The sequence below is a fragment of the Mesorhizobium sp. B2-6-4 genome (assembly GCF_006441495.1).
Taxonomy (GTDB): domain Bacteria; phylum Pseudomonadota; class Alphaproteobacteria; order Rhizobiales; family Rhizobiaceae; genus Mesorhizobium.
In genome coordinates this window covers 20,380-44,771 of record NZ_VFUE01000019.1, presented here as the reverse complement: position 1 = coordinate 44,771, position 24,392 = coordinate 20,380, and the positions used below count along the sequence as shown (strand labels likewise).

23 protein-coding genes are annotated in these 24,392 nt (G+C 65.5%); 17 read left to right on the top strand and 6 right to left on the bottom strand.

Going from position 1 to position 24,392, the window contains the following annotated elements; translation table 11 throughout:
• Nucleotides 1-34 precede the first annotated feature (34 nt).
• A complete protein-coding gene (gene pcaD, locus FJ426_RS23735) occupies nucleotides 35-859 on the top strand; it encodes a 3-oxoadipate enol-lactonase (RefSeq protein ID WP_140520927.1) in 825 nt (274 codons plus the stop codon).
• Here the strand turns inward: pcaD and FJ426_RS23730 are convergent.
• Genes FJ426_RS23730 through FJ426_RS23720 form a run of 3 tightly spaced genes read right to left on the bottom strand, consistent with a single transcriptional unit; the run spans nucleotide 849 to nucleotide 3,900 of the window.
• Nucleotides 849-1,712 (bottom strand): carbohydrate ABC transporter permease, encoded by an 864-nt coding sequence (locus FJ426_RS23730; RefSeq protein ID WP_140497680.1) that lies wholly within the window; start codon nucleotides 1,710-1,712, stop codon nucleotides 849-851. The genes pcaD and FJ426_RS23730 overlap by 11 nt on opposite strands.
• On the bottom strand, nucleotides 1,709-2,599 hold the full coding sequence (locus tag FJ426_RS23725) for a sugar ABC transporter permease (RefSeq protein ID WP_140497682.1): 891 nt from the start codon (nucleotides 2,597-2,599) through the stop codon (nucleotides 1,709-1,711). The genes FJ426_RS23730 and FJ426_RS23725 overlap by 4 nt, the downstream gene beginning before the upstream one ends.
• A gap of 8 nt (nucleotides 2,600-2,607) precedes the next feature.
• Nucleotides 2,608-3,900 carry a sugar ABC transporter substrate-binding protein gene (locus FJ426_RS23720; RefSeq protein ID WP_140562043.1) on the bottom strand — a complete coding sequence of 431 codons (1,293 nt, stop codon included), beginning with the start codon at nucleotides 3,898-3,900 and terminating at the stop codon, nucleotides 2,608-2,610.
• A gap of 321 nt (nucleotides 3,901-4,221) precedes the next feature.
• Between FJ426_RS23720 and FJ426_RS23715 the strand changes: the two genes are divergently transcribed.
• The 8 genes from FJ426_RS23715 (at nucleotide 4,222) to FJ426_RS23680 (ending at nucleotide 11,857) form a co-directional block, all read left to right on the top strand.
• On the top strand, nucleotides 4,222-5,490 hold the full coding sequence (locus FJ426_RS23715; RefSeq protein ID WP_140514572.1) for an extracellular solute-binding protein: 1,269 nt from the start codon (nucleotides 4,222-4,224) through the stop codon (nucleotides 5,488-5,490).
• Between the two features lie 50 nt (nucleotides 5,491-5,540).
• On the top strand, nucleotides 5,541-6,473 hold the full coding sequence (locus tag FJ426_RS23710) for a sugar ABC transporter permease (protein ID WP_140562044.1): 933 nt from the start codon (nucleotides 5,541-5,543) through the stop codon (nucleotides 6,471-6,473).
• On the top strand, nucleotides 6,470-7,327 hold the full coding sequence (locus FJ426_RS23705; RefSeq protein WP_140520924.1) for a carbohydrate ABC transporter permease: 858 nt from the start codon (nucleotides 6,470-6,472) through the stop codon (nucleotides 7,325-7,327). Before FJ426_RS23710 ends, FJ426_RS23705 begins: the two co-directional genes overlap by 4 nt.
• Nucleotides 7,324-8,061: a PIG-L family deacetylase gene (locus FJ426_RS23700; RefSeq protein ID WP_140514580.1), complete on the top strand. Its 738-nt coding sequence runs from the start codon at nucleotides 7,324-7,326 to the stop codon at nucleotides 8,059-8,061. Before FJ426_RS23705 ends, FJ426_RS23700 begins: the two co-directional genes overlap by 4 nt.
• The gene (locus tag FJ426_RS23695; protein WP_140497694.1) at nucleotides 8,058-8,933 is read left to right on the top strand and encodes an ROK family protein; all 876 of its coding nucleotides are present in this window, start codon (nucleotides 8,058-8,060) and stop codon (nucleotides 8,931-8,933) included. The genes FJ426_RS23700 and FJ426_RS23695 overlap by 4 nt, the downstream gene beginning before the upstream one ends.
• Entirely contained in the window at nucleotides 8,930-9,700 is a 771-nt protein-coding gene (locus FJ426_RS23690) for a GntR family transcriptional regulator (RefSeq protein WP_140555545.1), read from the top strand. Before FJ426_RS23695 ends, FJ426_RS23690 begins: the two co-directional genes overlap by 4 nt.
• A gap of 41 nt (nucleotides 9,701-9,741) precedes the next feature.
• Nucleotides 9,742-10,533, top strand: coding sequence for an SIS domain-containing protein (locus FJ426_RS23685; protein WP_140520921.1), 792 nt, complete (start codon nucleotides 9,742-9,744; stop codon nucleotides 10,531-10,533).
• Nucleotides 10,534-10,822: 289 nt separating this feature from the next.
• Nucleotides 10,823-11,857 carry a LacI family DNA-binding transcriptional regulator gene (locus tag FJ426_RS23680; protein WP_140520920.1) on the top strand — a complete coding sequence of 345 codons (1,035 nt, stop codon included), beginning with the start codon at nucleotides 10,823-10,825 and terminating at the stop codon, nucleotides 11,855-11,857.
• Here the strand turns inward: FJ426_RS23680 and FJ426_RS23675 are convergent.
• Together FJ426_RS23675 and FJ426_RS23670 are read right to left on the bottom strand one after the other, a co-directional pair.
• Entirely contained in the window at nucleotides 11,845-12,795 is a 951-nt protein-coding gene (locus tag FJ426_RS23675) for an alpha/beta hydrolase (RefSeq protein WP_140520972.1), read from the bottom strand. The genes FJ426_RS23680 and FJ426_RS23675 overlap by 13 nt on opposite strands.
• A gap of 23 nt (nucleotides 12,796-12,818) precedes the next feature.
• Nucleotides 12,819-13,967, bottom strand: a complete 1,149-nt coding sequence (locus FJ426_RS23670) for a Gfo/Idh/MocA family oxidoreductase (RefSeq protein WP_140825542.1) — start codon at nucleotides 13,965-13,967, stop codon at nucleotides 12,819-12,821.
• 175 nt (nucleotides 13,968-14,142) lie between these two features.
• Here FJ426_RS23670 and FJ426_RS23665 point away from each other — a divergent pair, with 175 nt between their 5' ends.
• Genes FJ426_RS23665 through FJ426_RS23640 form a run of 6 tightly spaced genes read left to right on the top strand, consistent with a single transcriptional unit; the run spans nucleotide 14,143 to nucleotide 19,422 of the window.
• Nucleotides 14,143-14,964 carry a sugar phosphate isomerase/epimerase gene (locus FJ426_RS23665; RefSeq protein WP_140555540.1) on the top strand — a complete coding sequence of 274 codons (822 nt, stop codon included), beginning with the start codon at nucleotides 14,143-14,145 and terminating at the stop codon, nucleotides 14,962-14,964.
• 4 nt (nucleotides 14,965-14,968) lie between these two features.
• Nucleotides 14,969-16,045: a Gfo/Idh/MocA family oxidoreductase gene (locus tag FJ426_RS23660; RefSeq protein ID WP_140825541.1), complete on the top strand. Its 1,077-nt coding sequence runs from the start codon at nucleotides 14,969-14,971 to the stop codon at nucleotides 16,043-16,045.
• A complete protein-coding gene (locus FJ426_RS23655; protein ID WP_140825540.1) occupies nucleotides 16,045-16,866 on the top strand; it encodes a sugar phosphate isomerase/epimerase in 822 nt (273 codons plus the stop codon). Before FJ426_RS23660 ends, FJ426_RS23655 begins: the two co-directional genes overlap by 1 nt.
• Nucleotides 16,863-17,696 (top strand): alpha/beta hydrolase, encoded by an 834-nt coding sequence (locus FJ426_RS23650; protein WP_140825539.1) that lies wholly within the window; start codon nucleotides 16,863-16,865, stop codon nucleotides 17,694-17,696. Before FJ426_RS23655 ends, FJ426_RS23650 begins: the two co-directional genes overlap by 4 nt.
• Nucleotides 17,693-18,415 (top strand): ribulose-phosphate 3-epimerase, encoded by a 723-nt coding sequence (locus FJ426_RS23645; protein WP_140825538.1) that lies wholly within the window; start codon nucleotides 17,693-17,695, stop codon nucleotides 18,413-18,415. The genes FJ426_RS23650 and FJ426_RS23645 overlap by 4 nt, the downstream gene beginning before the upstream one ends.
• The gene (locus tag FJ426_RS23640; protein ID WP_140825537.1) at nucleotides 18,412-19,422 is read left to right on the top strand and encodes an ROK family protein; all 1,011 of its coding nucleotides are present in this window, start codon (nucleotides 18,412-18,414) and stop codon (nucleotides 19,420-19,422) included. Before FJ426_RS23645 ends, FJ426_RS23640 begins: the two co-directional genes overlap by 4 nt.
• A 118-nt stretch (nucleotides 19,423-19,540) precedes the next feature.
• On the opposite strand, the gene FJ426_RS23635 is transcribed toward FJ426_RS23640, so the two are convergent.
• Nucleotides 19,541-20,869 (bottom strand): dicarboxylate/amino acid:cation symporter, encoded by a 1,329-nt coding sequence (locus FJ426_RS23635; RefSeq protein WP_140520913.1) that lies wholly within the window; start codon nucleotides 20,867-20,869, stop codon nucleotides 19,541-19,543.
• A gap of 323 nt (nucleotides 20,870-21,192) precedes the next feature.
• Between FJ426_RS23635 and FJ426_RS23630 the strand changes: the two genes are divergently transcribed.
• Both FJ426_RS23630 and FJ426_RS23625 read left to right on the top strand, forming a co-directional pair.
• Nucleotides 21,193-22,998, top strand: coding sequence for a sensor histidine kinase (locus FJ426_RS23630; protein ID WP_140825536.1), 1,806 nt, complete (start codon nucleotides 21,193-21,195; stop codon nucleotides 22,996-22,998).
• Nucleotides 22,995-24,386, top strand: coding sequence for a sigma-54 dependent transcriptional regulator (locus FJ426_RS23625; protein ID WP_140685218.1), 1,392 nt, complete (start codon nucleotides 22,995-22,997; stop codon nucleotides 24,384-24,386). Before FJ426_RS23630 ends, FJ426_RS23625 begins: the two co-directional genes overlap by 4 nt.
• The last annotated feature ends 6 nt before the right edge of the window (nucleotides 24,387-24,392 follow it).

Genomic DNA, 24,392 nt, shown 5'->3' with positions numbered 1-24,392 from the left:
CTCATGCACTGTGGGAGCCGGGAGGGTCGAAATCGTGCCGTTCGTCACCATTGGCGGCCTTGCGCTGCACCACCGCTATGTCGAGGCGACCGGCACCGCGCGGCCGGTGATCTTCATCAATTCGCTGGGTACCGATTTGCGCATCTGGGACGATGTCATCTCGCAATTAAGCGGTGACATGCCTCTGCTGGTCTACGACAAGCGCGGCCACGGACTTTCCGATATCGGCAGCGGCATCCGGTCGATCGATGATCATGTCGACGATCTCCTGGGCCTCATCGATCATTTCGATCTCGGCAGGGTCGTGCTGTTCGGCCTGTCGGTCGGTGGCTTGATCGCGCAGCGGCTCTATACCCGTCATCCCAGCTGCGTTGAGGCTCTGATCCTGTCCGACACGGCGCACAAGATCGGCACGGACGAGAGCTGGAATAAGCGTATCGCCACCGTCGAGCGCGACGGGATCGAGGCGATAGCCGACGGTGTGATGGAAGCATGGTTCACGCCCGGCTTCCATGCCGCGCGTGCGGCCGACCTTGCCGGTTGCCGCAATATGCTGACCAGGCAGGCGCTGCCGGGTTACATCGGGACATGCATGGCGGTCCGCGACGCCGACCTCACCGAGGCCGCGCGGCGTATCGCGGTGCCGACACTTTGCATGGTCGGCGACCAGGACGGCTCGACACCGCCCGATCTCGTCCGCTCGCTGGCAGCGCTGATCCCCGGCGCCCGCTTTGAAATCATTCCTAATGCCGGCCATATTCCCTGCATCGAACAGCCGGAGGCGGTGGTCGCGCTGATCCGCGATTTTGTCGCGTCGCCTCCTCCGGGGCAGAAACCTTTGAGCGCGGCTACCCCTTGATCGCCGAGCCGACGATGGAATCGACGAAAAAGCGCTGCAGCAGGACGAAGAGGATGAGCGGCGGCAGCACGGCAAGCGTCGCGCCGGCCATCACCAACCCGGTGTTGACGGCGCCTCTGTTGTAACTCAACAGCCGGCTGAGGCTGATGACGATCGGATAGGCGTCGGCGTTGCCTTGCAGCACGGTCAGCGGCCACAGATAGCTGTTCCAGTGATAGACGAAGGCAAACAGCGCCAATGCCGCGATCGCCGGCGCCACGCTGGGCGCCACGATCTTGAACAGGATCAGCAGTTCGGAGGCGCCGTCCATGCGCGCAGCGTCGATCAGATCGTCAGGCACGCTTGCAATGAACTGGCGCATCAGGAAGATACCGAAGGCATTGGCGAGGTTGGGCACGATGATGCCGGCGAGGCTGGCATTGAGGCCGATCGAGCCGACGAGGCGATAGAGCGGGATCAGCGTCACGATCGGCGGCAGGAACATGGTCGCGATCAGCACCGAGAACAAAAGCGAGCGGCCGGGGAAGTGGTATTTGGCGAAGGCGTAGCCGGCCATCATGCTGGTGATGAGGATACCGGCTGTGGTGATCGAGGCGATGACCAGGGAATTCCACATAGAACGGCCGACATTGACCACGCCCGAAACTTTCCCGTAGGCGTCGAGGCTCGGCGTGTGCGGGATCCACACCGGCGGCACCTGCATGCTCTCGGCCGGAGTCTTGAGACTGGACAGAACCATCCAAACCAGCGGAAAGGCCGACGCCACGGCCACGAGCAGCATGAGCGTGGCCAGCAGCGCCTTGCGGCCGGCGGGGCGTCTGCGCGGCAACCGGCTCGACGATCCCGCGCTCATTCCTGATCCTTCCGGTTGGCAAAGGCGAACAGAGCGCAGACCACGACGATCAGCGACAGCATCAGCATGACGGCCATGGCCGAACCCAGTCCGCCCTGCGCGCGCTCGATGCCGACGCGGCGTATGTGATAGGTCAAGACATTGGTCGAGCCGACCGGCCCGCCCTGCGTGATCAGCGCCACCGGCTCGAACACCTGCACGGCGTTGATGATGGCGATCACCGCGCTGAACAGGAGTGTGCGCCGCAGCAACGGCAAGGTGATGAAGCGGAACTGCTCGAACCGGTTGGCGCCGTCGAGTTTTGCCGCCTCGTAGAGGCTGCCGGAAATCTGGGTCAGCCCCGCAATCGCCAGCACCGTGAAATAGCCGACCTGCTGCCACACGTTGAGCAGGACGATCGAGATCAGCGCCGAGCGCGGGGACGACAAAAAGGGCTGCGGGCCGACGCCGATCAGGCCGAGCATCTGATTCAGCGGCCCTTCACCAGGCGAATAGAGTTTCGACCACACCAGCGCCACCGCGATCATCGGTACCATATAGGTGGAAAACAGCACGGTCCGCAGCGCCGTGCCGCCGCCAACATCGTGCTGGTGGACCATCAGCCCGAAGGCGACCGAGAGCGGCAGGATGAGGATGACGGAAAGCGCGGTGTAGATGGAGGTGTTGATCAACGCGCCCTTGAAGTCGCGTCCGACCGATGAGGCGCCGAAAATCTCGCGAAAATTGTCGAAGCCGATGAAGGCCGCATTGGAAAAAGGCGTCTGCGTCGACCAGTCCTGGAAGGATAGCCAGACGGTGAGCAGCATCGGCAACAGGATGAAGATGCCGATCAGCGTCACGGCGGGCGCCAGCATGATGCCCGCCGAGGCACGGTACCTGTTGATCATGGTTCGGTCTACTTGGCGGCGCGCTCCAGGATCGAGGCGGCGTCCGCTTGCGCCGTCGCCTGCGCATCCTTGGCCGAGACCTGGCCGTACTGCAACGCCTCCAGCGTCTGCTGCAGGGATTCCGAGAACTCCTGTCCGCCCGGCACGACCGGGAAGGGCTTGGCGTCGGCCAGCACGCTGACATAGCCCGACAGGAATTCCGAGCCGAGCTTGTCCTTGTGGGCCTCGATATCGGAGGAGCGCGAGGGCAGGATGCCCATCGACATCAATATGTCGGACATCGCCGAGGCGCCGTTCTTGCCGGATTTCGGATTGTTGAGCCAGGCCAGGAATTCCCATGCGGCCTTCTGCTCGGCCTCGCCGGCATTGCCGTTGACCACGGTCATCCAGGAATAGGAGATCGAATGCGGCTTGTCGCCGCTCGGGCCGACGGGGATTGGTGCGGTGGCGATATCCGCGAACCTGTCGCCCATGCCTGCCTTCAGCGCGCTTTCCCACCAATTGGCCATGATGATCATGCCGGTCTTGCCGGAGACGAAATTGTCGAGGAAGGGGCCGGTGGTGTTGGCGTCTGCCGTCGCCATGGCCGGCACGCTGGCGCCCGATTTGATGAGATCCTCATAGAGCTGGAAGGTCTGCGCGGCCTGCGGAGTGTCCAGCGCCGGCTTGCCGTCCTTGACCAGGTCGCCGCCATTGGAGACCAGCAGCGAGGCGAAGGGGTGGACGACGCCCGCCGCCCAGGAATTGATCATGCCGAAACCCTGCTGGCCGGCATCCTTGTTGGTCAGCTTCTTCGCCGCCTCCTTGAACGCGTCCCAGGTCTTCGGCGCAGCAGTAATGCCGGCCTGCTTGAACAGTGCCTTGTTGTAGTTCAGCGCGTAGACGTCGATCTCGTTGGGAATGCCGTAGAGCTTGCCGCCGACCGACGCGGCGCTCACCACGCCAGCGGGCCATGCTCCCTTGACCTCTTCGGCGACAGGGTCGGGGGCGGGCGCGACGAGCTTGTCGCGGGCGAGCTCAGGCAACCAGAGATCGTAGATGCCGCCGATCGTGGGACCGTCCGCGCCGCCGCCCTGGGAGCGCAGCGTGGTCAGGAGATCGCCGAAGGGAACGGCGCGCACGGTGACGCTGACATCTGGATTTGTCTTCGCATAGTCCTTGGCCGCCGCTTCCAGCAATGCGACCGTCTCCGGCGACCAATGGGTGAGATAGGAGATGTTGACCGACTGCGCCCAGCCGCTGGCGGGCAGGATGGCCAGGCTCGCGGCCAGAGCCAGTTTCGAAGTCCAGGCAAGAGACATCCTCATCCTCCCTCAGGCTAGCGATCACGATGACGTTATGACAACATGAAGCATTGGCGCAAGGGCCCGATTGCGAAAAAGCTGCGCATGGCGCTGTCCCTGATTTCTCTGCTGTCCGTTCACGTACGAAATTTACGGTGGAAATACAGTTAGCTGTGAAGGAATCATGGTTGATTGGCTTAGCCCAGCCGTTCCCGGAGGGAGTGTCAGACCTCTTGCGGAGGCTGCTATGTCGTTATAATGACTTTCCTGAGGAATGACTCTCCGCGGCGTCGATAGGGCCGCGGGACGCCAAGGACAGATAAAAATGGGAGACTGGCAATGAGCATGCTTTCAATTCACCGACGCGCAGCCCTTGGCCTGATCGGCGGCCTTGCCGCCTGCGCTGGCCTGTTCACCAGCCTGCCGGCGCGGGCCGACAGCACGGTGACGCTGTGGAGCTGGCGCACCGAGGACGAAGCCGCGATGCGCCGCATCTTCGATGCCTTCGAGGCCAAGAACCCAGGCATCAAGGTCAACATCCAGTTCACGCCGGATGCCGACTACCAGAACCGCCTGAGCACGGCGTTGCGTGGCGGGCGCGGGCCCGACATCGCCCAGCTCAAGGCCTATGGCGAATTGCAGCCTTTCGTCGAGGCGGGCTATCTCGATGCGCTCGACGAGAGCGTGCCGGAACTGAAGAGCATGCCGGACGCAGCCCTTGGCGGCGCGCGTGGGCGCTCCGACGGCAAGCTCTACGGCGTGCCCTATTCGGTGCCGATGATGGGCGTCTTCTACAACAAGGATATCTTTGCCGCGCAGGGCATCGAGGTCCCCAAGACCTACAAGGATTTCGTCGCCGCCTGCGACAAGCTGAAGGCGGCCGGCATCACGCCGATCGCCACCGGCGGCGCCAACGGCTCGGCGTGGGAGCTGGAGATCGGCGTCGGCGTCATCGGCCCGACCGTCTACGGCCCCGGCTTTTACGACGAGATGATGACCGGCAAGGCGACCTTCGAGGATCCGCGCTATGTCGCGGCGCTGAAGCGCTTCGCCGAGCTGAAGCCTTATTTCCCCGACGGCTTCGCCGGGATCGACTACACCACCGCCACCCAGCAGTTCATTGGTGGCAAGGCCGCGATGTTTCTTGGCGGTTCGTTCGAGAATGGCAGCTTCAAATCGCAGAACCCGAAGCTGAAATTCTCGATCTTCCCGTTCCCGGCCGACGATGCGGGGGCAAAGCTCTACACCTCGGCCTTCTCGGACGGCTCCTACGGCCTCGTCTCCGAAAGCGCGAACAAGGAAGCCGCGATCAAGGTGCTGGACTTCATGGCCTCGGCCGAATTCGCGCAGATGTTCGCAGACGAACTCGGCTGGCCGCCGGCCCGCACCGATGTCACGGTGAAGGACCCGGTATTGGCCGAGATGATGGAGATGTCGAAGAACTCGACGCCCTACCTGACGCTGGTCGGCTTCCGCTGGCAGTCGCCGACGGCCTCTTCCGTCCTGCAAGCGGAGATCATCGACATGGTCGAAGGCAACATCGCACCGGAGAAGCTGGCGGCCGACATGCAGGCCGCCGTCGCCACCTGGTTCAAGCCGAAGCAGTAAGGAGCCGGGCCGGCCGCAATGCGGCCGACCTCCCACCGGGCAAGCCACGCATGATCGATCGTCGCCGCAAAAGCAGCCTGAAGCGAACGCAGCAGCGCATGGCCGTGCTTTTCATCCTGCCGGCGCTGGCCGTCTACGCCCTGTTCGTCCTCTATCCCCTGGCGATGTCGCTGTGGGGCAGCTTCTTCATCTGGAAGGGGCTGCGCATCACCGAGTTCGCCGGCCTGTCGAATTTTTCGCGCCTGTTCGTCTTCCCCAGTAGTGCCAGGCTCTACGGCGCCCTCTGGCACAACACCGCCTGGTTCTTCGGCATCATGGTCTTCCAGAACGGCATCGGGCTGCTGTTTGCCTGGCTGCTGTTCCTGCGCGACAGGGGTGCTGCCTTCTTCCAGTCGGTTTTTTTCTTCCCCGCGGTGCTGAGCCCGGTCATCGTCGGTGCGCTGTGGCGCCTGCTGTTGGCGCCGGGCGGCGTGGTCGAATGGGCGCTGAACGGGCTTGGCCTGCATCAGGGCAGCCTGACCGTGCTTGGCAACAGCCACACCGCGCTGGCCATGCTGGTCGCCGTCGACGCCTGGAACTGGATGGGCCTGCCGGTGCTGATCTACACGGCGGGCCTGCGGCAGATTTCGGGCCAGATCTTCGAGGCGGCGAAACTCGACGGCGCCGGCAATGCGCGCATGCTGTTCTCCGTCGCGCTGCCCTTGCTGATGCCGGCGCTGGGCACGCTGACGACTTTGTCCTTCATCAACACCTTCAACCAGTTCGACATCGTCTATGTGATGCAAGGCGTGCAGGGCAGTCCGAGCTATTCGACCGACACGCTGGTGACCTATTTCTACAGGCTGGCCTTCGGCGCGGAGGGCGCCGTCGGCATCACCGACATCGGCCTAGCGCTGGCGTTGGGCACCATGCTGTTCCTCATCCTCAGCGTCGGCACGCTGTTGATGCTGCGTTTCTTCGACCGCCGCACGGTGCAGCTATGAGCGCGCTGACCATGGCAGGCAATCCCGTGATCTCGCGCCGGCTTTCGCGGCTGCCCGGCTGGACGGTGCTTGCCCTGTGGACGGCGGCCGTGCTGCTGCCGCTCTACATCCTCGTCGTCTCCTGCTTCAAGTCGACGGCCGAAATCTACGACAACCGGCTCGGCCTGCCGGCAAGCTGGGCCTTCGACAATTTCGTCAACGCCTGGACGCGCGCCGACCTCGGCCACAATTTCATCAACAGCCTGATCGTCACCGCCGGCGCGGTCATCCTCACCATCGTCGTCTCGGCCATGGCCGCCTATCCGCTCAGCCGCTATCGGCTGGGCTGGAACGCCATCATGCTCGGCCTGTTCCTGTCCGGCATCATGCTGCCGATAAGGCTCGCCTCGGTCGAGCTGTTCACGCTGATGCGCAATCTCGGCCTGCTGGATTCCCTGACCGGACTGATCCTCGTCTATTCGGCGATCCGCATTCCCTTCGCCGTCTTCATCTTCGCCAATTTCATGCGCGTCCTGCCCTCCGAACTCGACGAGGCGGCACGCATGGACGGCGCCGGCGAGGTCCGCATCCTGTTCCAGATCATCCTGCCGATGGTGAAGCCGGCGGTGTCGATCGTCGCCATCTTCACGGCGATCGCCGTGTGGAACGACTTCTTCTTCCCGCTGATCTTCATCTTCGACGACCGCTACAAGACCGTGCCGCTGGCCATCAGCGTCTTCGTCGGCCAGTACCGCACCGATTGGGGCCTGGTGTTCGCCTCGCTGGCGATCTCCATGGCGCCGATCCTGATCATGTATTGTCTGCTCGCCCGCCAGATTCGAGAGGGCGTAGGCGCCGGGGGAGGCATGAAATGATCGAGGACAGGATCTATGCGGCCAAATCCATCCTGGTCGTCGGCGCGCATGCCTTCGATGCCGAGGTGATCGCCGGACCGCTGGCGGCGGCCGCCGTAATGAGGGGCGCCACGGTGACGTTCCTGCACCTGAGCATGGGCGAGCAGGGCCATCCGTGCCTGATCCCCGAGCACTATTGCGCTCAGAAGGAAGAGGAAGCGGGCAGGGCCGCCGCTCGCCTCGGCGTCGCCATGCGCAATCTTGGCCTGCATGACGCCTTCCTGCCTTCCGATGACGAGACGGCGCTGAAACTGTGCGATGTCATTCGCGAGCTGAAGCCGGAAGTGGTCATAACCCATTGGCACGGCAGCTGGCACAAGGACCATCGCGCCGCAGCCAAGCTGACGCAGACCGGCATCTTCTTCGCCGCCCTTCCGACTGTTGCGCGCGACCATGCCGCCTTTACGCCGGGCTTGCTGCTGTTCGGCGAGAACTGGGAGGACGATGACGGTTTCCGCCCCGAGCACCTGGTCGACGTCAGCGACGGCTTCGAGGCGTGGAGCGAGGCGGTGCATGAATACGAGCTGGCGCGGGGCCTGAGCAGCTTCCCCTATGTCGATTACTACAGCGCGCTCTACCGTCTGCGCGGCTGCCTGCGCGGCACGCGCCATGCGCAGGCCTTCGCGGCGGCCTCGCATTCCTGGAACGCCGGCAGCGGTCTGTTCGCGCCACCGGCTGCCGGAGGGCGCCGATGACGCGGGTTCTGGCCATCGATCTCGGCGGCACAAATCTGCGTGCCGCCGTCCAGTCCGGCAATGTCAGCGCGCTGGAGAGGCCGAGCCGCGAACCGGCGCCGGCAAGCCTTGATGCCTTCGTCGCCCGTATCGCGGCGCTTTGCGCCGAGGCTGGCGCGGTCAAGGCGTTGGGCCTGGCGGTGCCAGGTCTCGTCGAGGGGTCGGTCTGCCGCTGGATCCCGAATCTCCCTTGGCTCGACGGTGTCGACATCGCGGCGCTGTTCCCGCAATTGCGCGTCGCCGTTGGCAATGACGCGCAGATCGCCCTGCTGGCGGAAGCCGTTGAAGGCAGCGCGAAGGGCATGTCGGATGCGATCCTGCTGGCAATCGGCACGGGCATAGGCTCGGCGGTGCTCGCCAACCACCGCATCGTCGCCGGCACGCATGGCGGCGCCTGCTCGTTCGGCTGGGCCTGCGCCGACATCAAGGACCATGGCGAGGAGCGCAGCGGCTGGCTGGAGCGCGTTGCATCGGGCCGTGCGCTTGACGCGCTTGCCGGTCAGGTCGGCCTTGCCAGCGGCCGCCAGCTGATCGCGGCTGCCCAGGCGGGCGAACTCGCGGCACAGACCTTGCTCGAGCTACCGGCGCGCCGGCTGGGCACCGCGCTTGCCGGCGCGGTCGCGCTGCTCGACCCCCAGGTGATCCTGGTTTCCGGCGGCCTTGCCGATGCGCTTGACGTCATCGGACCGCCGCTGCTTGCCGCGCTGCGGCGCCAACTGCCGCCGCATCTGCGCGGCATTTCTCTCAAGGCTGGCGCGTTCGGCCCTGGCGCAGGCCTGGTCGGTGCGGCAGTGGCCGGGCAGGCCGGAAGCGGGTGGAGACAGATCCGATGAGTGAAGCCAGTTTTCAGCAGCCGGATCGCAGAAGGCCCGAGCCGCTCTGGTATCAGGTCGAGGAGGCCATCCGCGCCATCGTCAAGAGCGGCGAATGGGCGACGGGCGACCAGATCCCGGCCGAAGACCGGCTGGGCGCGCTGTTCGGGGTCAGCCGCATCACGCTGCGCCACGCTTTGCGCAATCTGGAGGAAAGCGGATTGCTGCGCCGCGAACACGGACGCGGCACCTTCGTGCGCTCCACCACGCTCGTCGCCGGCACCCGCGAACTGACGAGCTTCACTCAGGAGATGGGCAATATCGGCGTCGTTGCCGGCTCGCGCCTGCTCGATTGCAGCCTCACCACCGCCAATGCGGCAGCGGCCGGCGCGCTGGAGATTGAGGAGGGTGACCCGGTGGTGCGCATCCGGCGGCTGCGGCTCGGCAACAACGAGCCGATCGGCATCCAGACGGCGCAGCTCGCAGCCGCGCGCGTGCCGGGCTTCCTCGACGCCGGCCTGCTGCAGGGATCGCTGTACGAGGCGCTGGAGCGCCACTACGGCATCGTGCCGGTGGCGGCGCGCGAGAATTATCGCGTCGGCGCGGTCGGAGCGGCGGACGCCGAGCTGCTCGATCTGCCGGTCGGCAGTCCGGCCTTCGTGGTCGAGCGTATCGCCACCGACGAGCGCGGTCCGTTCGAGTTCACTGTCTCCATCATGCGCGGCGACCGCTACGAGATACGCTCGACGCTGCGCGCCGGGCGCGTCCCGTCAAATCCGCGAAGCTGATCCATCATCACCCCAAGCACACACTTAACAGGAGTACCCACGTGTCCGACCTCTACATTCACCGTCTCGCCGCCCTCATCGACCAGGCAGCGAAAACCAATGAAGCGGCCTTTGGCCAGGCAGCCAGCCGCTTTGCCGACTCGCTTGAAGGCGGCGGTCTGATCCATCTCTACGGTTCAGGCCATTCGGTGCTGCCGGTGCAAGAAGTGTTTCCGCGTTACGGCAGCTATGTCGGTTTCAACCCGCTGACGGACCCGCGCGTGATGTGGCACAATGTGCTCGGCGCCGGCGGCGTGCGTGAGCTGCTGTGGCTGGAGCGCACCGAGAAATACGCCGAAAAATTTCTGGATCATCAGCCGCTCAACAAGGGCGACTCCATCATCATCTTCGGCCACAGCGGCCGCAACTCTTCCGGCATCGACACGGCGCTCTATGCCAGGAAGCGCGGCATCTTCGTCGTTGCGGTCACCAGCAAGAACAATCTCGACAAGCCCGCGACGCACTCCTCCGGCAAGCGACTGGCCGACGCGGCCGATCTCGTCATCGACACCTGCTCTCCGATCGAGGATGCGATCGTTCCGGTCGAGGGCTGGAGCCGTCCGGTCTCCGGCTCTTCGACGGTACTCGCCATGATCCTGGCGCATGAGCTGATCGCGCGTACCGCCGAGCAGCTCGCCAAGCGCGGCATCGAACTGCCGGTCTTCGCTTCGCCGACGATCGCGGGCGTGACCCTGCACGACACCGATGTCATCTACGGCGTCTACCGCGAACGCATGCTGGAAGCGCAGAAGAAGCACCTGCCGGCCTTCCAGGCGACGATGCGGGGCGAATGATGTTCGGGGCGGGAGGCGTCGCGTACGCCTCCCGCCCATGGATGCGCCCAATGCGAACTTATCATCGTCGATGCAAGACCGGGCCTATCCCATTGGCTTCCTTCCGAAGCTTCAGTGTTGCTTTGAAAGCGTCAATAAATAATTTGACGCGCGTAATGACTCTGCGATCTATTGGGAACCGTTAAAACTTGACTGGACAAGTTCGGTCGAGCATTGCTGCTTCCGGGCAACGGCCACGTGACTCGTGTCGGCCGGGGCGGCGGGCGAGGGCAAGGGACCCTGAATATCGATGGCGGAAAAGACGCACCGCACGATGGATGACTTCGCCCGGGCGTGCGGCGTGTCACGGCCGACCCTGTCGAAATATTTCGATGATCCGGCGAGCGTCAAGCCGGCGACGCGCACCCGCATCGAGGCCGCGCTTCGCTCCTCGGATTATCAGCCGAACCTCTTCGCCCGTAATCTCAACCGCAAGCGCACCCGCAATGTCGGCATCGTCGTGCCGGCGATTACCGATCCGTTCTATGCCGAGATGGTCAGCCGCATTGAACTGCGCTGCCGCGACGAAGGTTTTTGGCCGATCGTCATCTCCTCGCACGGTTCGCCCAGACTTGAGTCGGAATCGGTCAAGACGCTCACCTCGCTGAAGGTGGCCGGCGCCATCGTGGCCCCGCTGGGATCGGTTTCCGAGCCGGGCGTCTTCGAACGGATGGGCAAAGACATCCCGATCGTCTATTTCGACACCTATATCGAGGGTGACACGCCCTTCGTCGGCAACGACAACCACCAGAGCACGTCGATCATGGTCGATTATCTCTGCCGGTCCGGCGAGCCGCCGGTGTATGTCGACATCCCGCACGTCAACCACAATTCGGGCGAGCGACTGCAAAGCTATATCGAGACGATGCGGGCCGCCGGCCTTGAGCCTGTCGTCATCAACGCGGCGCGCGACTACACCTGGGATTTCGAGCGGATCGGCCATGAATGGATGGAAAGGACGCTCGACAAGGGAGGCCTGCCTGGTCGCACGATCCTGTGCGCCAATGACCGGCTCGCCTTCGGCATCATGTCGGCCGCTTTCACGCGCGGGCTGAAGATCGGCCGCAAGCCCGATTGCGATTTCCGTGTCGCCGCCCATGACGACCACCCGTTGAGCCGCTACACCTGTCCGCCGCTCACCACCATGGCGCAGGACTTCGCCGCAATGGCCGGCCGCAGCGTCGAGATATTGCTGGCCTTGCTCGACGAGGCCCGCCCGCCCGCGCATGACCTCGTGCGAAACGTCAAGCTCGGCGCGACCCTGGTGATGCGTCAGTCGGCCTGAGCGCGCGTCTGCAATTGGAGCCAGGCCGCGGCCTCGCTCATCGCTTGCCGCGCGGCGAGAATGTAGCGGCCCATCGAGACGAAGCCGTGGATCTGGCCCGGCCAGTGCCGCAGGACCAGCGGCACCCCTTCAGCGAGCAGGCGTTCGCCATAGGCGGTCCCTTCGTCGGCCAGGATATCGTGACCGGCGGTCAGGACAAACGCCGGCGCCGCGCCTGCAAGGCTCGATGCCAGCAGCGGCGAAACGCGCCAATCCTTGATGTCGTCCGGGGTGCGCACATAGTGGTCGCGGAACCAGGCCATGGTGGCGGCGGTCAGTCCAAAGCCGTTGCCGAAACGGCGGTAGCTGTCCGCCGTCTGGCGGGCATCGGTGTTGGGATAGATCAGGATCTGTGCGGCAAGCGGCGGTGCTTGCCCGTCGCGGGCGAGCAGTGCCAGCACGGCGGCAAGGTTTCCGCCGGCACTGTCGCCGGCAACGGCGATACGGGCAGGATCGATGCCGAGATCCCCGGCGTCTTGCGCGATGAAGCGGAGCGCTGCCGCGCAGTCTTCGAGCCCGGCGGGGAATTTGTGCTCTGGTGCCAGTCGATAATCGGGGCAGACGACGAGGGCATTGGCCAGATTGGCCAGCCAGCGGCAGATCTCGTCATGCGAATCGAGATTGCCGATGACCCAGCCGCCGCCATGCAGATAGAGCACGGCGCGCGCGCCGGTTCGCGGTGCGCCGATGCCGCGATGGATGCGGATCGGAACCGGGCCGTTCGGTCCGTCGATCTGCCGCTGCGACGTCGCCGCGACCGGCTCATGTTCGCCCTGCTGCGCCGGGAACGAAGCGTTGTAGGCGGCCCGCGCCGCCGCCACGCTGCCGTTCTCGAACGGCGCACCGCCGGCCGCGCGGCCGATTTCCAGGGCACGCAGAGCATCAGGATCGAGCGTCATCGCAATCTCCGTCATGATTGCATCTAGGCGAGCAGGCCGCGCGCCTCGTCCTCCGAGAGCAGGGCCGGCTGGACGACGTCGCCAGCAATGGCGACCGGGCTTTTCGTTTCGCCGGAGTGCAGGATCGCCTCCATGATCTCCAGCACATGCAGCGCCAGAGTGCCGGACGCGCGGGGCGTGGCACCTGTCGCGAGCGAACGCACGAGGTCGGCGACGCCGAGCATGCGATAATTGGCGCGGTCGGGCGCGGCATAGGGCCAGTTGCGGGCGCCGTAGAGTTCGCCCTCGCTGGGGAAATCCTTCCACTCGGCGCCGCGCTCGGACAAGGACACGGTGCCGCCGAACGTGTCGGGGTCGGGCAGGCGCAGCGAGCCCTCCGTGCCGTGCAGTTCGATCGGATGGTTGGAGTGCTTGAAGACGTCCCATGAGGCGCCGAAGGTGACTGTCGCGCCTGACCGGAATTCGAGCAGCGACAGCACGTTGGTCGGCGTGCCGACCTTGAAGGTCGTGTTCTTGAACGGTCCCTCGGCTGATATCAGCCGCTCCTGCTGGCCCCGCGTCGCCATTGCCATGACGCGTTGGACGGGACCGAGCAAATTGACCAGCATGGTCAGATAGTAGGGGCCCATGTCGAACACCGGGCCGCCGCCCGGCTGGTAGTAGAATTGTGGGTTGGGGTGCCAGTGCTCCATGCCGCGGCCCATCATGAAGGCTGTGCCGGTCACGGCGCGGCCGATGGCGCCTTCATCCATCAGGCGGCGCGCCCGCCGGCCGGCGGCGCCGAGGAAAGTATCGGGGGCCGAGCCGAGCAGCAGCCCTCGCTTGGCCGCCTCCGACACCAGGCGGCGCCCGTCGCTGGCCGAGGTCGCCAGCGGCTTTTCGGTGAACACATGCTTGCCCGCCGAAAGCGCCGAAAGCGAAACGTCGAAATGCGCAGCCGGGATGGTCAGGTTGAGGACGAGATCGATCTCGGGATCGGCCAGCATCGCATCGACGCCGAGCGCACGGATGCCATATTCCTTGGCGCGCAAGGTAGCCATGTCGGCCGAGATGTCGGCGCAGGCGCGCAGCTCGATGCCGCCGAAAAGCGCGGCATTGCGCAGGTAGGTCATCGAGATGTTGCCGCATCCGACGACGCCGATCCCAAGCTTCGTCTTCGATTGTCCGCGCATTTTCTTGTCGTTCCTCCGATGCGGCCACGCTCTGCCCGATCCGTTGCCCGCCAATGGATCATCCCTCGCAGCCGCTATACAACATATTGAATATTGACGCGCGTAAAATTTTTATAGACCATGCGAAACCCAGGGGCGCCAAGGAAACCCAGGGCGGCGTCAAGGAATGAACGACATGACGAAGACGAAGCTCAAGATCGGCTGCCAGACCTTCACCTGGGAGATGCTCGGCAAGGCCTGGACCGGCGGCCCCGACGATCTCCTGAAGGCGATCGCCGACGGCGGCTATGCCGGCATCGAGATCACCGACACCATGATCGGCCGCTATGCAGGCAAACCGACGGAGTTCGCCGCGGCGCTTGGAGCATCCGGCCTGACGCTGGTCTCCTTCGCCTTCGGTTCGAAAAGCGGCTTCACGCTGAAGGACGAGATCGGCGCCGATCTCGAAACCGCGAGGCGCTGGATCGATTTCGCTGCCGCGTTCCCAGGTGCGCTTGTCTCGATGGGCTCGGCGACCGTCGTCTCCAACGGCTCGCGCGACGACAAATTCGCTATCGCCGCAGAGGTCTACAACAGGGCCGGCGAGCTCGGGCGCAAGGCCGGCGTCCAGGTCGCAGTGCATCCGAGTTCGCACCACAACACGCTGCTGTTCGACCGCGCCGACTACGACGCGATCTTTGCCTTGCTCGAACCCGACCTGGTCGGCTGGGTGCCCGATACCGGCCACATATTGCGCGGCCACAAGGACATGGCCGATACGCTTACCACCTACCGCGACCGCATCCGCTACATCCATCTGAAGGACGTCGACGCCAAGGGCGATTGGGCGATGCTGGGTAAAGGCGTCTGCGACACGCCTGAAGTGATCGAGATCGTCGGTGCGGCGCCGCGCTTCAACGGCTGGCTGGTGCTTGAAGAAGAATCCGACACGGCCGCGGCCGATCCTGCCGGCGCGGTCAAGACCAACCGCCAGACGATGCGCGGCTACGGGGCCTGAGACGATGATCGGGAAACAGGACAGGCGCCTCAGGGTCGGCGTGCTCGGCTGCGGCCCCATCGCGCAGTTCGCGCATCTGGAATCCTGTGCAAAGGCCAGCAATGCCGACCTCTACGCCATTTGCGACGCCGCACCCGACCTGCTCGCCCGCATGGGCGCCACCTACGAGCCGCGGAAGATGTATGCCGACTATGACGAGATGCTCGCCGATCCGGAGCTGGAAGCGGTCATCGTCGCCACCTCGGACGCCTATCACGTGCCGATGTCGATCAAGGCGCTCGACGCCGGCAAGCATGTGCTGTGCGAAAAGCCGATCGGAACTTCGGTCGAGGAAGGCGAGGCGCTGGCGGCGGCGGTGAAACGCTCCGGCAGGATCCTGCAGGTCGGCCACATGAAACGCTTCGATCCGGCGCTGGAGGCGGCGCGCGACTTCGTGCGCGACGAAATGGGCGAGGTGCTGGCGCTGAAGGCCTGGTATTGCGATTCCACTCACCGCTACACCAATACGGATGCGGTGCAGCCGCTGCCTGTCACCAGCAAGCTGGCGAAGAAACCGTCCGGCAATCCGAAGGCGGATCTCCGGCAGTATTTCATGCTGGCGCACGGCTCGCATCTGGTCGATACGGCCCGCTTCCTCTGCGGCGAGATCACGGCCGTACGCGCCCGTCTCAACGAACGCTTCGGCGCCTATTGCTGGTTCGTCGAGACCGAGTTCGCCAGCGGCGCGCTCGGCCATCTCGATCTCACCGTCGCCGTACGCATGGACTGGCACGAGGGTTTCCAGCTCTATGGCGAGAACGGCTCCGTCATCGCCAAGACGTTCAATCCCTGGTACTTCCGCGCCAGCGAGGTCGATATCTTCCATGAGAAGGACGCGACCTCGCGAAAACCGCTCGGCGCCGACGGCCATTTCTTCCGCCGCCAGCTGGAAGGTCTCGCCGACACGGTGCTGAACGGCGCGCCGATGCGCGGTGCCAATGTCGAGGACGGCATTGCCTCGATCCGCGCCATGGTCGCCATTGCCCGCTCCGTCGAGACCGGCGAGCGGATCGAGCTCGCTTCGGTCTCGGGTGCGGTCTGATGCGTCTCGGCATCTTCGCCAAGACCTTTGCGGGCACCGAGCCGGCTGTTGTGCTGGAAGCAGTGCGGCAGGCGGGCTATGAGACGACGCAATTCAATCTCGCTTGCGCCGGCCTGCCGTCGATGCCCGATGCGGTGCCTGACGCAGCCATTCCGGCCATTCGCGCCGCCGCCCGATCAACAGGCGTATCGCTCGCCGCCCTGTCAGGCACCTACAACATGGCGCATCCAGACAAGGCGGTGCGCGACGATGGTCTTTGCCGCCTTGTCGTCGTCATCGATACAGCCGCCGCCCTCGACATTCCGCTGGTCACGCTCTGCACCGGCTCGCGCAATGCAGCCGACCAATGGGCCTATCATCCCGACAACGCCACACCGGCCGCCTGGTCCGACATGGCCACTGAGATGGAAAAGGCGCTGGCGCTGGCCGAAGGCGCAGGCGTCGATCTCGGCATCGAGCCCGAACAGGCCAACATCGTCACCTCGGCGAAGGATGCCACCCGCTTGATCGCCGACATGGGCTCGAAGCATCTGAAGATCGTGCTCGATCCGGCGAACCTGTTCGAGCATGCGACGCCGGAGGAGGCGCGCGCCATCGTCGCGGCGGCGATCGACGAGGCCGCTGCCCATATAGCCATGGCGCATGCCAAGGACCGGCATGCCGACGGCCGCTTTGCCACAACAGGGGAGGGCATTGTCGATTTTCCGGATTTCGTCGCGCGGCTGAACACTGTGAAATTCGATGGCCCGCTTGTCACGCACGGACTGTCGGCCGACGAAGCTCCCGCCGTTGCCGCCTTTCTGCGCCGCCTGCTCCGATGAGCGTCGCACCGACGACCATGCTTCGCGACGATGCGGCGCTTCGTGTCTTCGACACGGAGCAAGGCAGGCTTCCCGTCGTCTTCCAGCACGGTCTCGGCGGTGACGCCGCCCAGGTGGCGCAGAATTTTCCCGACGGCCCGTCGCGACGCCGGCTCACCGTCGAATGCCGGGCCCAAGGCGGCTCCGGTGCCGGCCACAAGCGCCCCCTTTCGATCGCCATGTTCGCCGACGACGTGCTGGCCGCCGCCGATGCGGCCGGCATCGAACGCTTCGTCGCCGGCGGCATCTCGATGGGTGCGGCGATCGCGCTGCGCCTGGCCGTCCGGCATCCCGAGCGCGTCACCGGCCTGGTGCTGGTCCGTCCGGCCTGGGCCTTCGACGCTGCACCTGAAAACATGCGTCCCTATGCGGAAGTGGCCGAGCTCATCCGAAACCGCCCGCCGAACGAGGCGCGCGCCGTCTTTGCCGCTTCGGCCACGGCGGCCCGGTTCCGCGCCGAGGCACCCGACAATCTAGCGTCCTTGCTCGGTTTCTTCGAACGCGACAATGCAGCGGACTTCGCCGAAATGATGCGGGCAATCGCCGGCGATGGGCCCGGCGTTTCGCGGGCCGCAGCCTCTGCGCTCTCAATCCCCACACTCGTCGTCGGAAGCGGCGTCGATCTCGTCCATCCCTTGGCGATTGCGCGCGAACTGGCGAAGACAATCCTCAACGCGATCTTCACCGAGGTGACACCAAAGGCCACCGACAAGGATCGCCACTTCGCCGAAATCCGTGCCGCGATCGGCGGCTTTCTCGATAAAAATTTCAACAACCAGGACCAGTCATGATCTCGAAACTCCTTTCAGGCCCGGCCGCTATCGCCGCATTGCCGCGCGATCGTCTGATCGCTGAATTCTCGTCTTGGTCTGCCAATCTCGCCAATTTCGAGAGCGACTTGAAGCGCATCGAACCCTATGTCGACCTTCACCACATCGATGTCGCTGACGGCCACTTCGCGCCGTCCTTCCTGTTCTTCCCCGATCTGGTCGCTCGCATCGCCAAGCTGACGGCCAAGCCCATCCATGTCCATCTGATGGTCGACGGGACAATCGTCGAGGAACAGACGCGCCAATTCATCGAGGCCGGGGCCGACATGATCAGCGTCCATGCCGAGAACGGCGAGGCGGGTCTGCGCGCGGTTCGGCTGGCACGGCAACTCGGCGCCGGGGCCGGCGTCGTGCTGCGGCTGGAAACGCCGATCGAAGCGGTGGGGCCCTTTGTGTCCGAAGTCGCGTTCGTCACGCTTCTGGGAACCGCGATCGGCGTCAAGGGGCAAGGCCTTTCGGAGAAAGCCTGCGACAGGTTGGTTGAGGCCCGCGCCATCCTGCGCAAGACCGGCCGCGAGGCGGACGTGGTTCTTGCCGCCGACGGCGGCATCCGCCACGAGACGGTGCCGCTGCTGCGTGCCGCGGGCGCCGAGACCGTCGTTCTTGGTTCGCTCGCTTTCGGTGACAAGGATCTGGCCGGCCGCATCGGCTGGCTGCACGGGCTGAAAGTCGCGGCATGAGCAACGAGGCCGCTCTCGCGATCGATCTTGGCGGCACCGAGCTTCGTGCCGCCCTGGTCGACCATGATGGCAAGATACTGGCATTCGCGGCGGTGCCGACACAGGCGCAGGCCGGTCCCCAAGTGGTGATCGGCCAGATCGAGGCTCTCGCCGCGACCATCCATGCCGAGGCGCCGGCCCTCGCCATCCTCGGTGTCGGCGTCGGTGCGCCGGGACCGCTCGATCCGCTGGCCGGCATCGCCGTCGGGCCGCCGACGCTCGCCGGCTGGCTGGACGTGCCGCTGGCCGACATCCTCGAGCGGCGGCTCGGCTTGCCGGTGCGGCTGGAGAACGACGCCAATGCCGCGGCACTTGGCGAGTGGCGCTTCGGCGCCGGCCACGGTGCCCGTTCGCTTGTCTTCGTCACCGTCTCGACCGGCATTGGCGGCGGCGTCGTCGTCGACGGGCGCATCCTGCACGGCCGCCGCGGCCTTGCCGCCGAGATCGGCCATATGACCATCACCGATGGAGGCGAGCGCTGCATGTGCGGTGTCGTCGGCTGTTTCGAGGCCATCGCTTCGGGCACCGCGCTCGGCCGCCGCGCCAATGCCGCGACGTCGGCCTTCGACGGCTCGACGCTGCGCCGCCTCTCGGCCAACGGCGAGGTGACGGGCCGCCATGTCGTCGATGCGGCGCGGCTGCAGGACGATCTCGCCCTGGCCCTGCTCGAGGAGGAAGCGCGCTGGCTCGGCGTCGGCTTCACTAACCTCCTGCATCTCTATTCGCCCGACGTGCTGGTCGTCGGCGGCGGCATCGCCAATGGCCTCGATCTGATGGCTCCGGCAATAGAGGCGACCATCCGCCAGCGCGCCATGCGCGCCTATCGCGACGTGCCGGTGGTTCAGGCCCAGCTCGGCCGCCACGCCGGGCTGATCGGCGCGGCGAGCCTTGTCCTGTTCGACGACGGCACAGCCCGCGTGCCTGTCGAAGGGCCAAGCAGATATCCCGGACACGAGGGCGGACACTGATGGCCGAGCTCAAGCTGCGCGGCGTGCGCGTCCTGCTGCCTCACACGGTGAGCACACGAAAAACGGCCGGAGGCGGCGATGCCTCCGGCCATTTGCTATCGCTGTGCGGCCGTTGTGATTACTCGGCTGGAACGATGTCCGCCGGCAGGCTGTCGTCGGCCGTTCCCGCCAGCGCCCTGGCCAGCTTGGCCTCGTCGAGCTCGCCTTCCCAGCGCGCCACCACCAGCGTCGCCACCGCATTGCCGACGAAGTTGGTCAGCGCCCGGCATTCCGACATGAAGCGATCGACGCCGAGGATCAGCGCCATGCCGGCGACAGGCACAGCCGGCACCACCGAAAGCGTGGCGGCAAGGGTGATGAAGCCGGCGCCGGTGATGCCGGCCGCCCCCTTGGAGGAAAGCATCGCCACCAGGAGCAGCAGGATCTGGTCGCCGAAGGAGAGGTGGATGTTCGTCGCCTGCGCGATGAACAGCGCGGCCAGCGTCATGTAGATGTTGGTGCCGTCGAGGTTGAAGGAATAGCCGGTCGGGATGACCAGCCCGACCACCGAGCGCTTCGCGCCGGCCTTCTCCATTTTCTCCATCAGCGAGGGCAGTGCCGCTTCCGAAGACGAGGTGCCCAGCACCAGAAGCAGCTCCTCCTTGATGTAGCGGATCAGCGACAGGATGGAGAAGCCGTTGTAGCGGCAGACGGCGCCCAGCACGATGAACACGAACAGGAAAGCGGTCATGTAGAAGGTGCCGACCAGCATGGCGAGGTTGATGACCGAGCCGATGCCGTACTTGCCGATGGTGAAGGCCATGGCGCCGAAGGCGCCGATAGGGGCTGCCTTCATCAGCACGCTGACCAGCTTGAACATCGGCGCCATCAGCGCCTGCAGGAAATTGAGCACCGGCGCGCCCTTGTCGCCGACCAGCGCCAGCGCAATGCCGAACAGCACTGAAAAGAACAGCACCTGCAATATGTCGCCGTCGGCGAAGGCGCCGACGATGGTGGCAGGGATGATGTTCATCAGGAAGCCGGTGACCGACTGGTCGTGCGCCTTGGCGGCGTAGCTGTTGACGGTCGCGGCGTCGAGCGTCGCCGGGTCGATGTTGAAGCCGGCCCCGGGCTGCACGACATTGGCCACGATCAGGCCGATGATGAGCGCCAGCGTCGAGAAGGTGAGGAAGTAGAGCATCGCCTTGCCGGCGACGCGGCCGACCTTCTGCAGGTCGCTCATGCCGGCAATGCCGGTGGCGACCGTCAGGAAGATAACCGGGGCGATGATCATCTTGACCAGCTTGATGAAGGCGTCGCCAAGCGGCTTCATGCTCTCGCCGAGCGACGGATAGAAATGGCCGAGCAGGATGCCGACGGTGATCGCCACCAGCACTTGCACGTAGAGTTGGGCATAGAGCGGCTTGCGCTGCGCGGCGGGCGCGCGTGATTGGTCTGCCATGTGCATCTGCTATCTCCCTGGCCGGAGGGAACGGCACGCGCCGCCCCGCAAGACTTCTCCCATCGCGGCGCTCCGGTCGCTCGCCGCTGTCGGGAGTTTTGCAAGCGTCGTGCCAGATCGAGAAAAGGCCGGAACCCTGGGTTTCCGGCGGTTTTGTCCCCGCTTCGATGGAGGCCTGTGCGGATTTCCGCACTCACCCTTGTTTGCCTGGGCGGAGTTTCGCATTACAGTGGCTGCTGAACAGCGAACGGTGGAGAGGGCAGACGCCGCAGGCAGGCACCGATAGCGCATACCCGGAGTTCGCCGGCCGCGACCTGCTGCGCGAAGCGATGGCCAGGCTGCGTGACGGCCGCTGGCTCATTCTCCTGGTCGCCCTGGCAATGCTGGCGGGAGCGGTCGCGATTGCCGGGCGCCTTGCCGCCAACCAGGCCGCCGGCAATCTGCGCGACGGAGCACTGGCAGCCTTGCCGCTGGCGGCGGGCACCCTGACCGGCGAAATCGAAAAGCAGCGTCTCGTTCCCTTGGTGCTGGCACGCGACGATGCGGTGCGCGACGCGTTGCGCCGGGCCGGCAAAACCCAAGAGACAGCGCTCGACGACAAGCTCCGCGCCATTGCCGCCGACGCCTCGGCATCCGCCATCTATGTCATCGACACGGCAGGCATCGCGATATCGGCCAGCAACGCCGGCGAGCCGGGCAGCTTCGTCGGCATCGACTACAATTTCCGCCACTATTTCACCGACGCCATGACCAAGGGCGCCGCCAGCCAGTATGGCCTCGGCACGATCAGCGGCAGGCCGGGACTTTATCTCGCCAGCCGCGTCGATGACGGCAAGACGCCGCTCGGCGTTGCCGTACTGAAGGTCGAACTCGACGGAGTCGAAGCCAATTGGCGCTCCAGCGGCTTTGTCGTCTTCGTCACCGACGAGCGCGGTGTCGTGCTGGCGACCAGCCGGCCCGAGTGGCGTTTCCACGCGCTTGCGCCGCTCTCGGCCGCGGATGCCGCGACAGCCCACGCGCAGCTTCAACTTGCCGAAACCGGCTTCGAACCGCTGCCGATACGACGCGGTGCCGGTGACGGCCTGGCGACAATCGACAATGCCGGAAAATCGCGCCAGTTCGTCGAAGTGGCGCAGGACCTGCCCGGCGCCGTTCCCGGCTGGCGTCTGTGGCTGCTCACGCCTGCCGATGCCGCTTTGACGTCGGCCGCCAACACGGCGCGCCTGACCACGCTGCTGGCGTTGCTGCTCACGGGTTTGCTTGCCTACGTGCTTCTCAGGCGCCGCCGTGCGCGCCGCGTGAGGCAGGAAGCGCTGGCGCGCATGAATGCTGAACTGGAGAGCAGGGTAAGCACGCGAACGGCGGAACTGACCCGCTCCAACACCGCCCTTGCCGGCGAGATCGCCGAGCGCGAAAACGCCGAGGCCAAGGTCCGCCGACTGCGCGACGACCTCGCCCAGGCCAACCGGCTTTCCATCCTCGGCCAGATCGCCGCCGGCGTCGCGCATGAGATCAACCAGCCGGTGGCGGCGATACGCACCTACGCCGAGAATGCCGGCCGCTTCCTGCATGGCGACAAAGTCGAATCCGTCTCGGGCAACCTGACATCGATCGTGTCGATGACCGAGCGCATCGGCGCCATCACCAGCACGCTGCGCACCTTCGCGCGGCGACCAGGCGTCGCCGCCTCGCCATTGCCCGTGCGCGAAGCGATCGACGGCGCGCTGTCGCTCCTGTCCGGCCGCATCCGCGATTCCGGCGTGACCGTCGTCAAGCCGCGCGGCACCGCCTCGCCGACGGTCATGGCCAGCCGAATCCGGCTGGAGCAGATCCTGGTCAATCTCTTGCAGAATGCGCTGGATGCCCTGAAGGACCGGCCCGATCCGCGCATCGAGATCGAGCTTGCCGAGCGCGACGACAGGGTGCTGGTTTCGGTGCGCGACAATGGACCTGGCCTCGGGCCGGAAGCGGCCGGCAATCTGTTCATGCCGTTCCAGACCACAAAGGAAAAGGGGCTTGGCCTCGGTCTGGTGATCTCGCAGGAGATCGCCCAGGAACTGGGCGGCACGCTGCGCCTCGATCCGGGCAGCACGAAAGGCGCATCCTTCACCATAGATCTGAGGCGAATTGAATGACTGAGGGATCAGGGCTGGTCGCGCTCGTCGAAGACGACGCGGATCTGCTTCACGCCACCACGCAATTGCTCGAGCTTGCCGGCTTCGGCGTGATCGCGTTCAAGGCCGCGGAGGCAGCGCTTGCCGCCGTCGACCGGGATTTTCAGGGCGTGGTGGTCAGCGACATCCGCATGCCCGGCATGAACGGCTTGCAGCTGTTCGATCGGATCAGGGCGATCGACATCGACATACCGGTGATCCTGGTCACCGGACATGGCGATATTGATCTCGCGGTGGCCGCGCTCAAGGATGGCGTCTACGATTTCATCCCGAAACCCTATGCCGGCGAGCGCCTTGTCGAAGCGCTGAAGCGGGCAAGCGAAAAGCGGCGGCTGGTGATGGAGAACCGGCGGCTGCACGAGGCCGCCGCGCAGGCCGCCGACGGCCTGCCGCTGATCGGCGAGGCGCCCGCCATCCGCCGCCTTCGCGAGACCTTGCGCCAGATCGCCGACATGGATGTCGACGTGCTGGTGGAAGGGGAGACCGGCACCGGCAAGGAGGTGGTGGCGGATCTCCTGCACCGATGGAGCCGGCGCCGCGCCAAGCCTTTCGTGGCGCTGAATTGCGGTGCCCTGCCGGAGACCGTCATCGAGAGCGAGCTGTTCGGCCACGAGCCGGGTGCGTTCACCGGGGCGCAGCGGCGGCGGATCGGTCGCATCGAGCATTCGAGCGGCGGCACGCTGTTCCTCGACGAAATCGAATCCATGCCGCCGCCGCTACAGGTCAAGCTGCTGCGGGTGCTGGAAACGCGCAGCCTCACCCCGCTCGGCTCCAACGAAACGCGCCGCCTCGATCTGCGGGTCGTCGCGGCAACGAAGGTCGATCTAGGCCGGCCGGACCAGCGCGGCGATTTTCGCGAGGATCTCTATTTCCGCCTCAACGTGGTGACGCTGCGCATCCCGCCGCTGCGCGAGCGGCGCGGCGACATCCCGATGCTGTTCGGGCATTTCCTAGGTAACGCCTCGCAGCGTTTCGGCCGTCCTGTCGCGGCTGTGAATGCCGCGGTGAGCGACCATCTCCAGTCGCATGACTGGCCGGGCAATGTGCGCGAGCTCGCGCATTTTGCCGACCGCGTCGCGCTCGGCCTCGGGCCCGACGAGGAGGCCAGGGCAACGTCCGCGCGCTTGCCGGAGCCCTCGGCGGCGCTGCCCGAACGGGTCGGCCGCTACGAGGCGCAACTCATCCGCGAGGCCTTGCGCGATCATGCCGGCGACGTGCGCGGGGCCATCGACGCACTCGGCGTGCCGCGCAAGACTTTCTACGACAAGCTCAAGCGCTACGGCATTTCCGCCTCCGAATTCCGCAATGGTGGCACCCCGGACCGGCACCCTGTTCGGGGACGGACATAGGCGTTG

Bases quoted from the DNA above. Each gene is read 5' to 3' on its own strand.
- FJ426_RS23650 (WP_140825539.1), top strand. From the start codon at position 16,863: ATGAGCGTCGCACCGACGACCATGCTTCGCGACGATGCGGCGCTTCGT.
- FJ426_RS23630 (WP_140825536.1), top strand. From the start codon at position 21,193: ATGGCCAGGCTGCGTGACGGCCGCTGGCTCATTCTCCTGGTCGCCCTG.
- FJ426_RS23625 (WP_140685218.1), top strand. From the start codon at position 22,995: ATGACTGAGGGATCAGGGCTGGTCGCGCTCGTCGAAGACGACGCGGAT.
- FJ426_RS23675 (WP_140520972.1), bottom strand. From the start codon at position 12,795: ATGACGCTCGATCCTGATGCTCTGCGTGCCCTGGAAATCGGCCGCGCG.
- FJ426_RS23730 (WP_140497680.1), bottom strand. From the start codon at position 1,712: ATGAGCGCGGGATCGTCGAGCCGGTTGCCGCGCAGACGCCCCGCCGGC.
- FJ426_RS23670 (WP_140825542.1), bottom strand. From the start codon at position 13,967: ATGCGCGGACAATCGAAGACGAAGCTTGGGATCGGCGTCGTCGGATGC.
- FJ426_RS23700 (WP_140514580.1), top strand. From the start codon at position 7,324: ATGATCGAGGACAGGATCTATGCGGCCAAATCCATCCTGGTCGTCGGC.
- FJ426_RS23645 (WP_140825538.1), top strand. From the start codon at position 17,693: ATGATCTCGAAACTCCTTTCAGGCCCGGCCGCTATCGCCGCATTGCCG.
- FJ426_RS23640 (WP_140825537.1), top strand. From the start codon at position 18,412: ATGAGCAACGAGGCCGCTCTCGCGATCGATCTTGGCGGCACCGAGCTT.
- FJ426_RS23655 (WP_140825540.1), top strand. From the start codon at position 16,045: ATGCGTCTCGGCATCTTCGCCAAGACCTTTGCGGGCACCGAGCCGGCT.
- FJ426_RS23720 (WP_140562043.1), bottom strand. From the start codon at position 3,900: ATGTCTCTTGCCTGGACTTCGAAACTGGCTCTGGCCGCGAGCCTGGCC.
- FJ426_RS23680 (WP_140520920.1), top strand. From the start codon at position 10,823: ATGGCGGAAAAGACGCACCGCACGATGGATGACTTCGCCCGGGCGTGC.
- FJ426_RS23695 (WP_140497694.1), top strand. From the start codon at position 8,058: ATGACGCGGGTTCTGGCCATCGATCTCGGCGGCACAAATCTGCGTGCC.
- FJ426_RS23690 (WP_140555545.1), top strand. From the start codon at position 8,930: ATGAGTGAAGCCAGTTTTCAGCAGCCGGATCGCAGAAGGCCCGAGCCG.
- FJ426_RS23665 (WP_140555540.1), top strand. From the start codon at position 14,143: ATGACGAAGACGAAGCTCAAGATCGGCTGCCAGACCTTCACCTGGGAG.
- FJ426_RS23660 (WP_140825541.1), top strand. From the start codon at position 14,969: ATGATCGGGAAACAGGACAGGCGCCTCAGGGTCGGCGTGCTCGGCTGC.
- FJ426_RS23635 (WP_140520913.1), bottom strand. From the start codon at position 20,869: ATGCACATGGCAGACCAATCACGCGCGCCCGCCGCGCAGCGCAAGCCG.
- FJ426_RS23710 (WP_140562044.1), top strand. From the start codon at position 5,541: ATGATCGATCGTCGCCGCAAAAGCAGCCTGAAGCGAACGCAGCAGCGC.
- FJ426_RS23715 (WP_140514572.1), top strand. From the start codon at position 4,222: ATGAGCATGCTTTCAATTCACCGACGCGCAGCCCTTGGCCTGATCGGC.
- FJ426_RS23725 (WP_140497682.1), bottom strand. From the start codon at position 2,599: ATGATCAACAGGTACCGTGCCTCGGCGGGCATCATGCTGGCGCCCGCC.
- FJ426_RS23705 (WP_140520924.1), top strand. From the start codon at position 6,470: ATGAGCGCGCTGACCATGGCAGGCAATCCCGTGATCTCGCGCCGGCTT.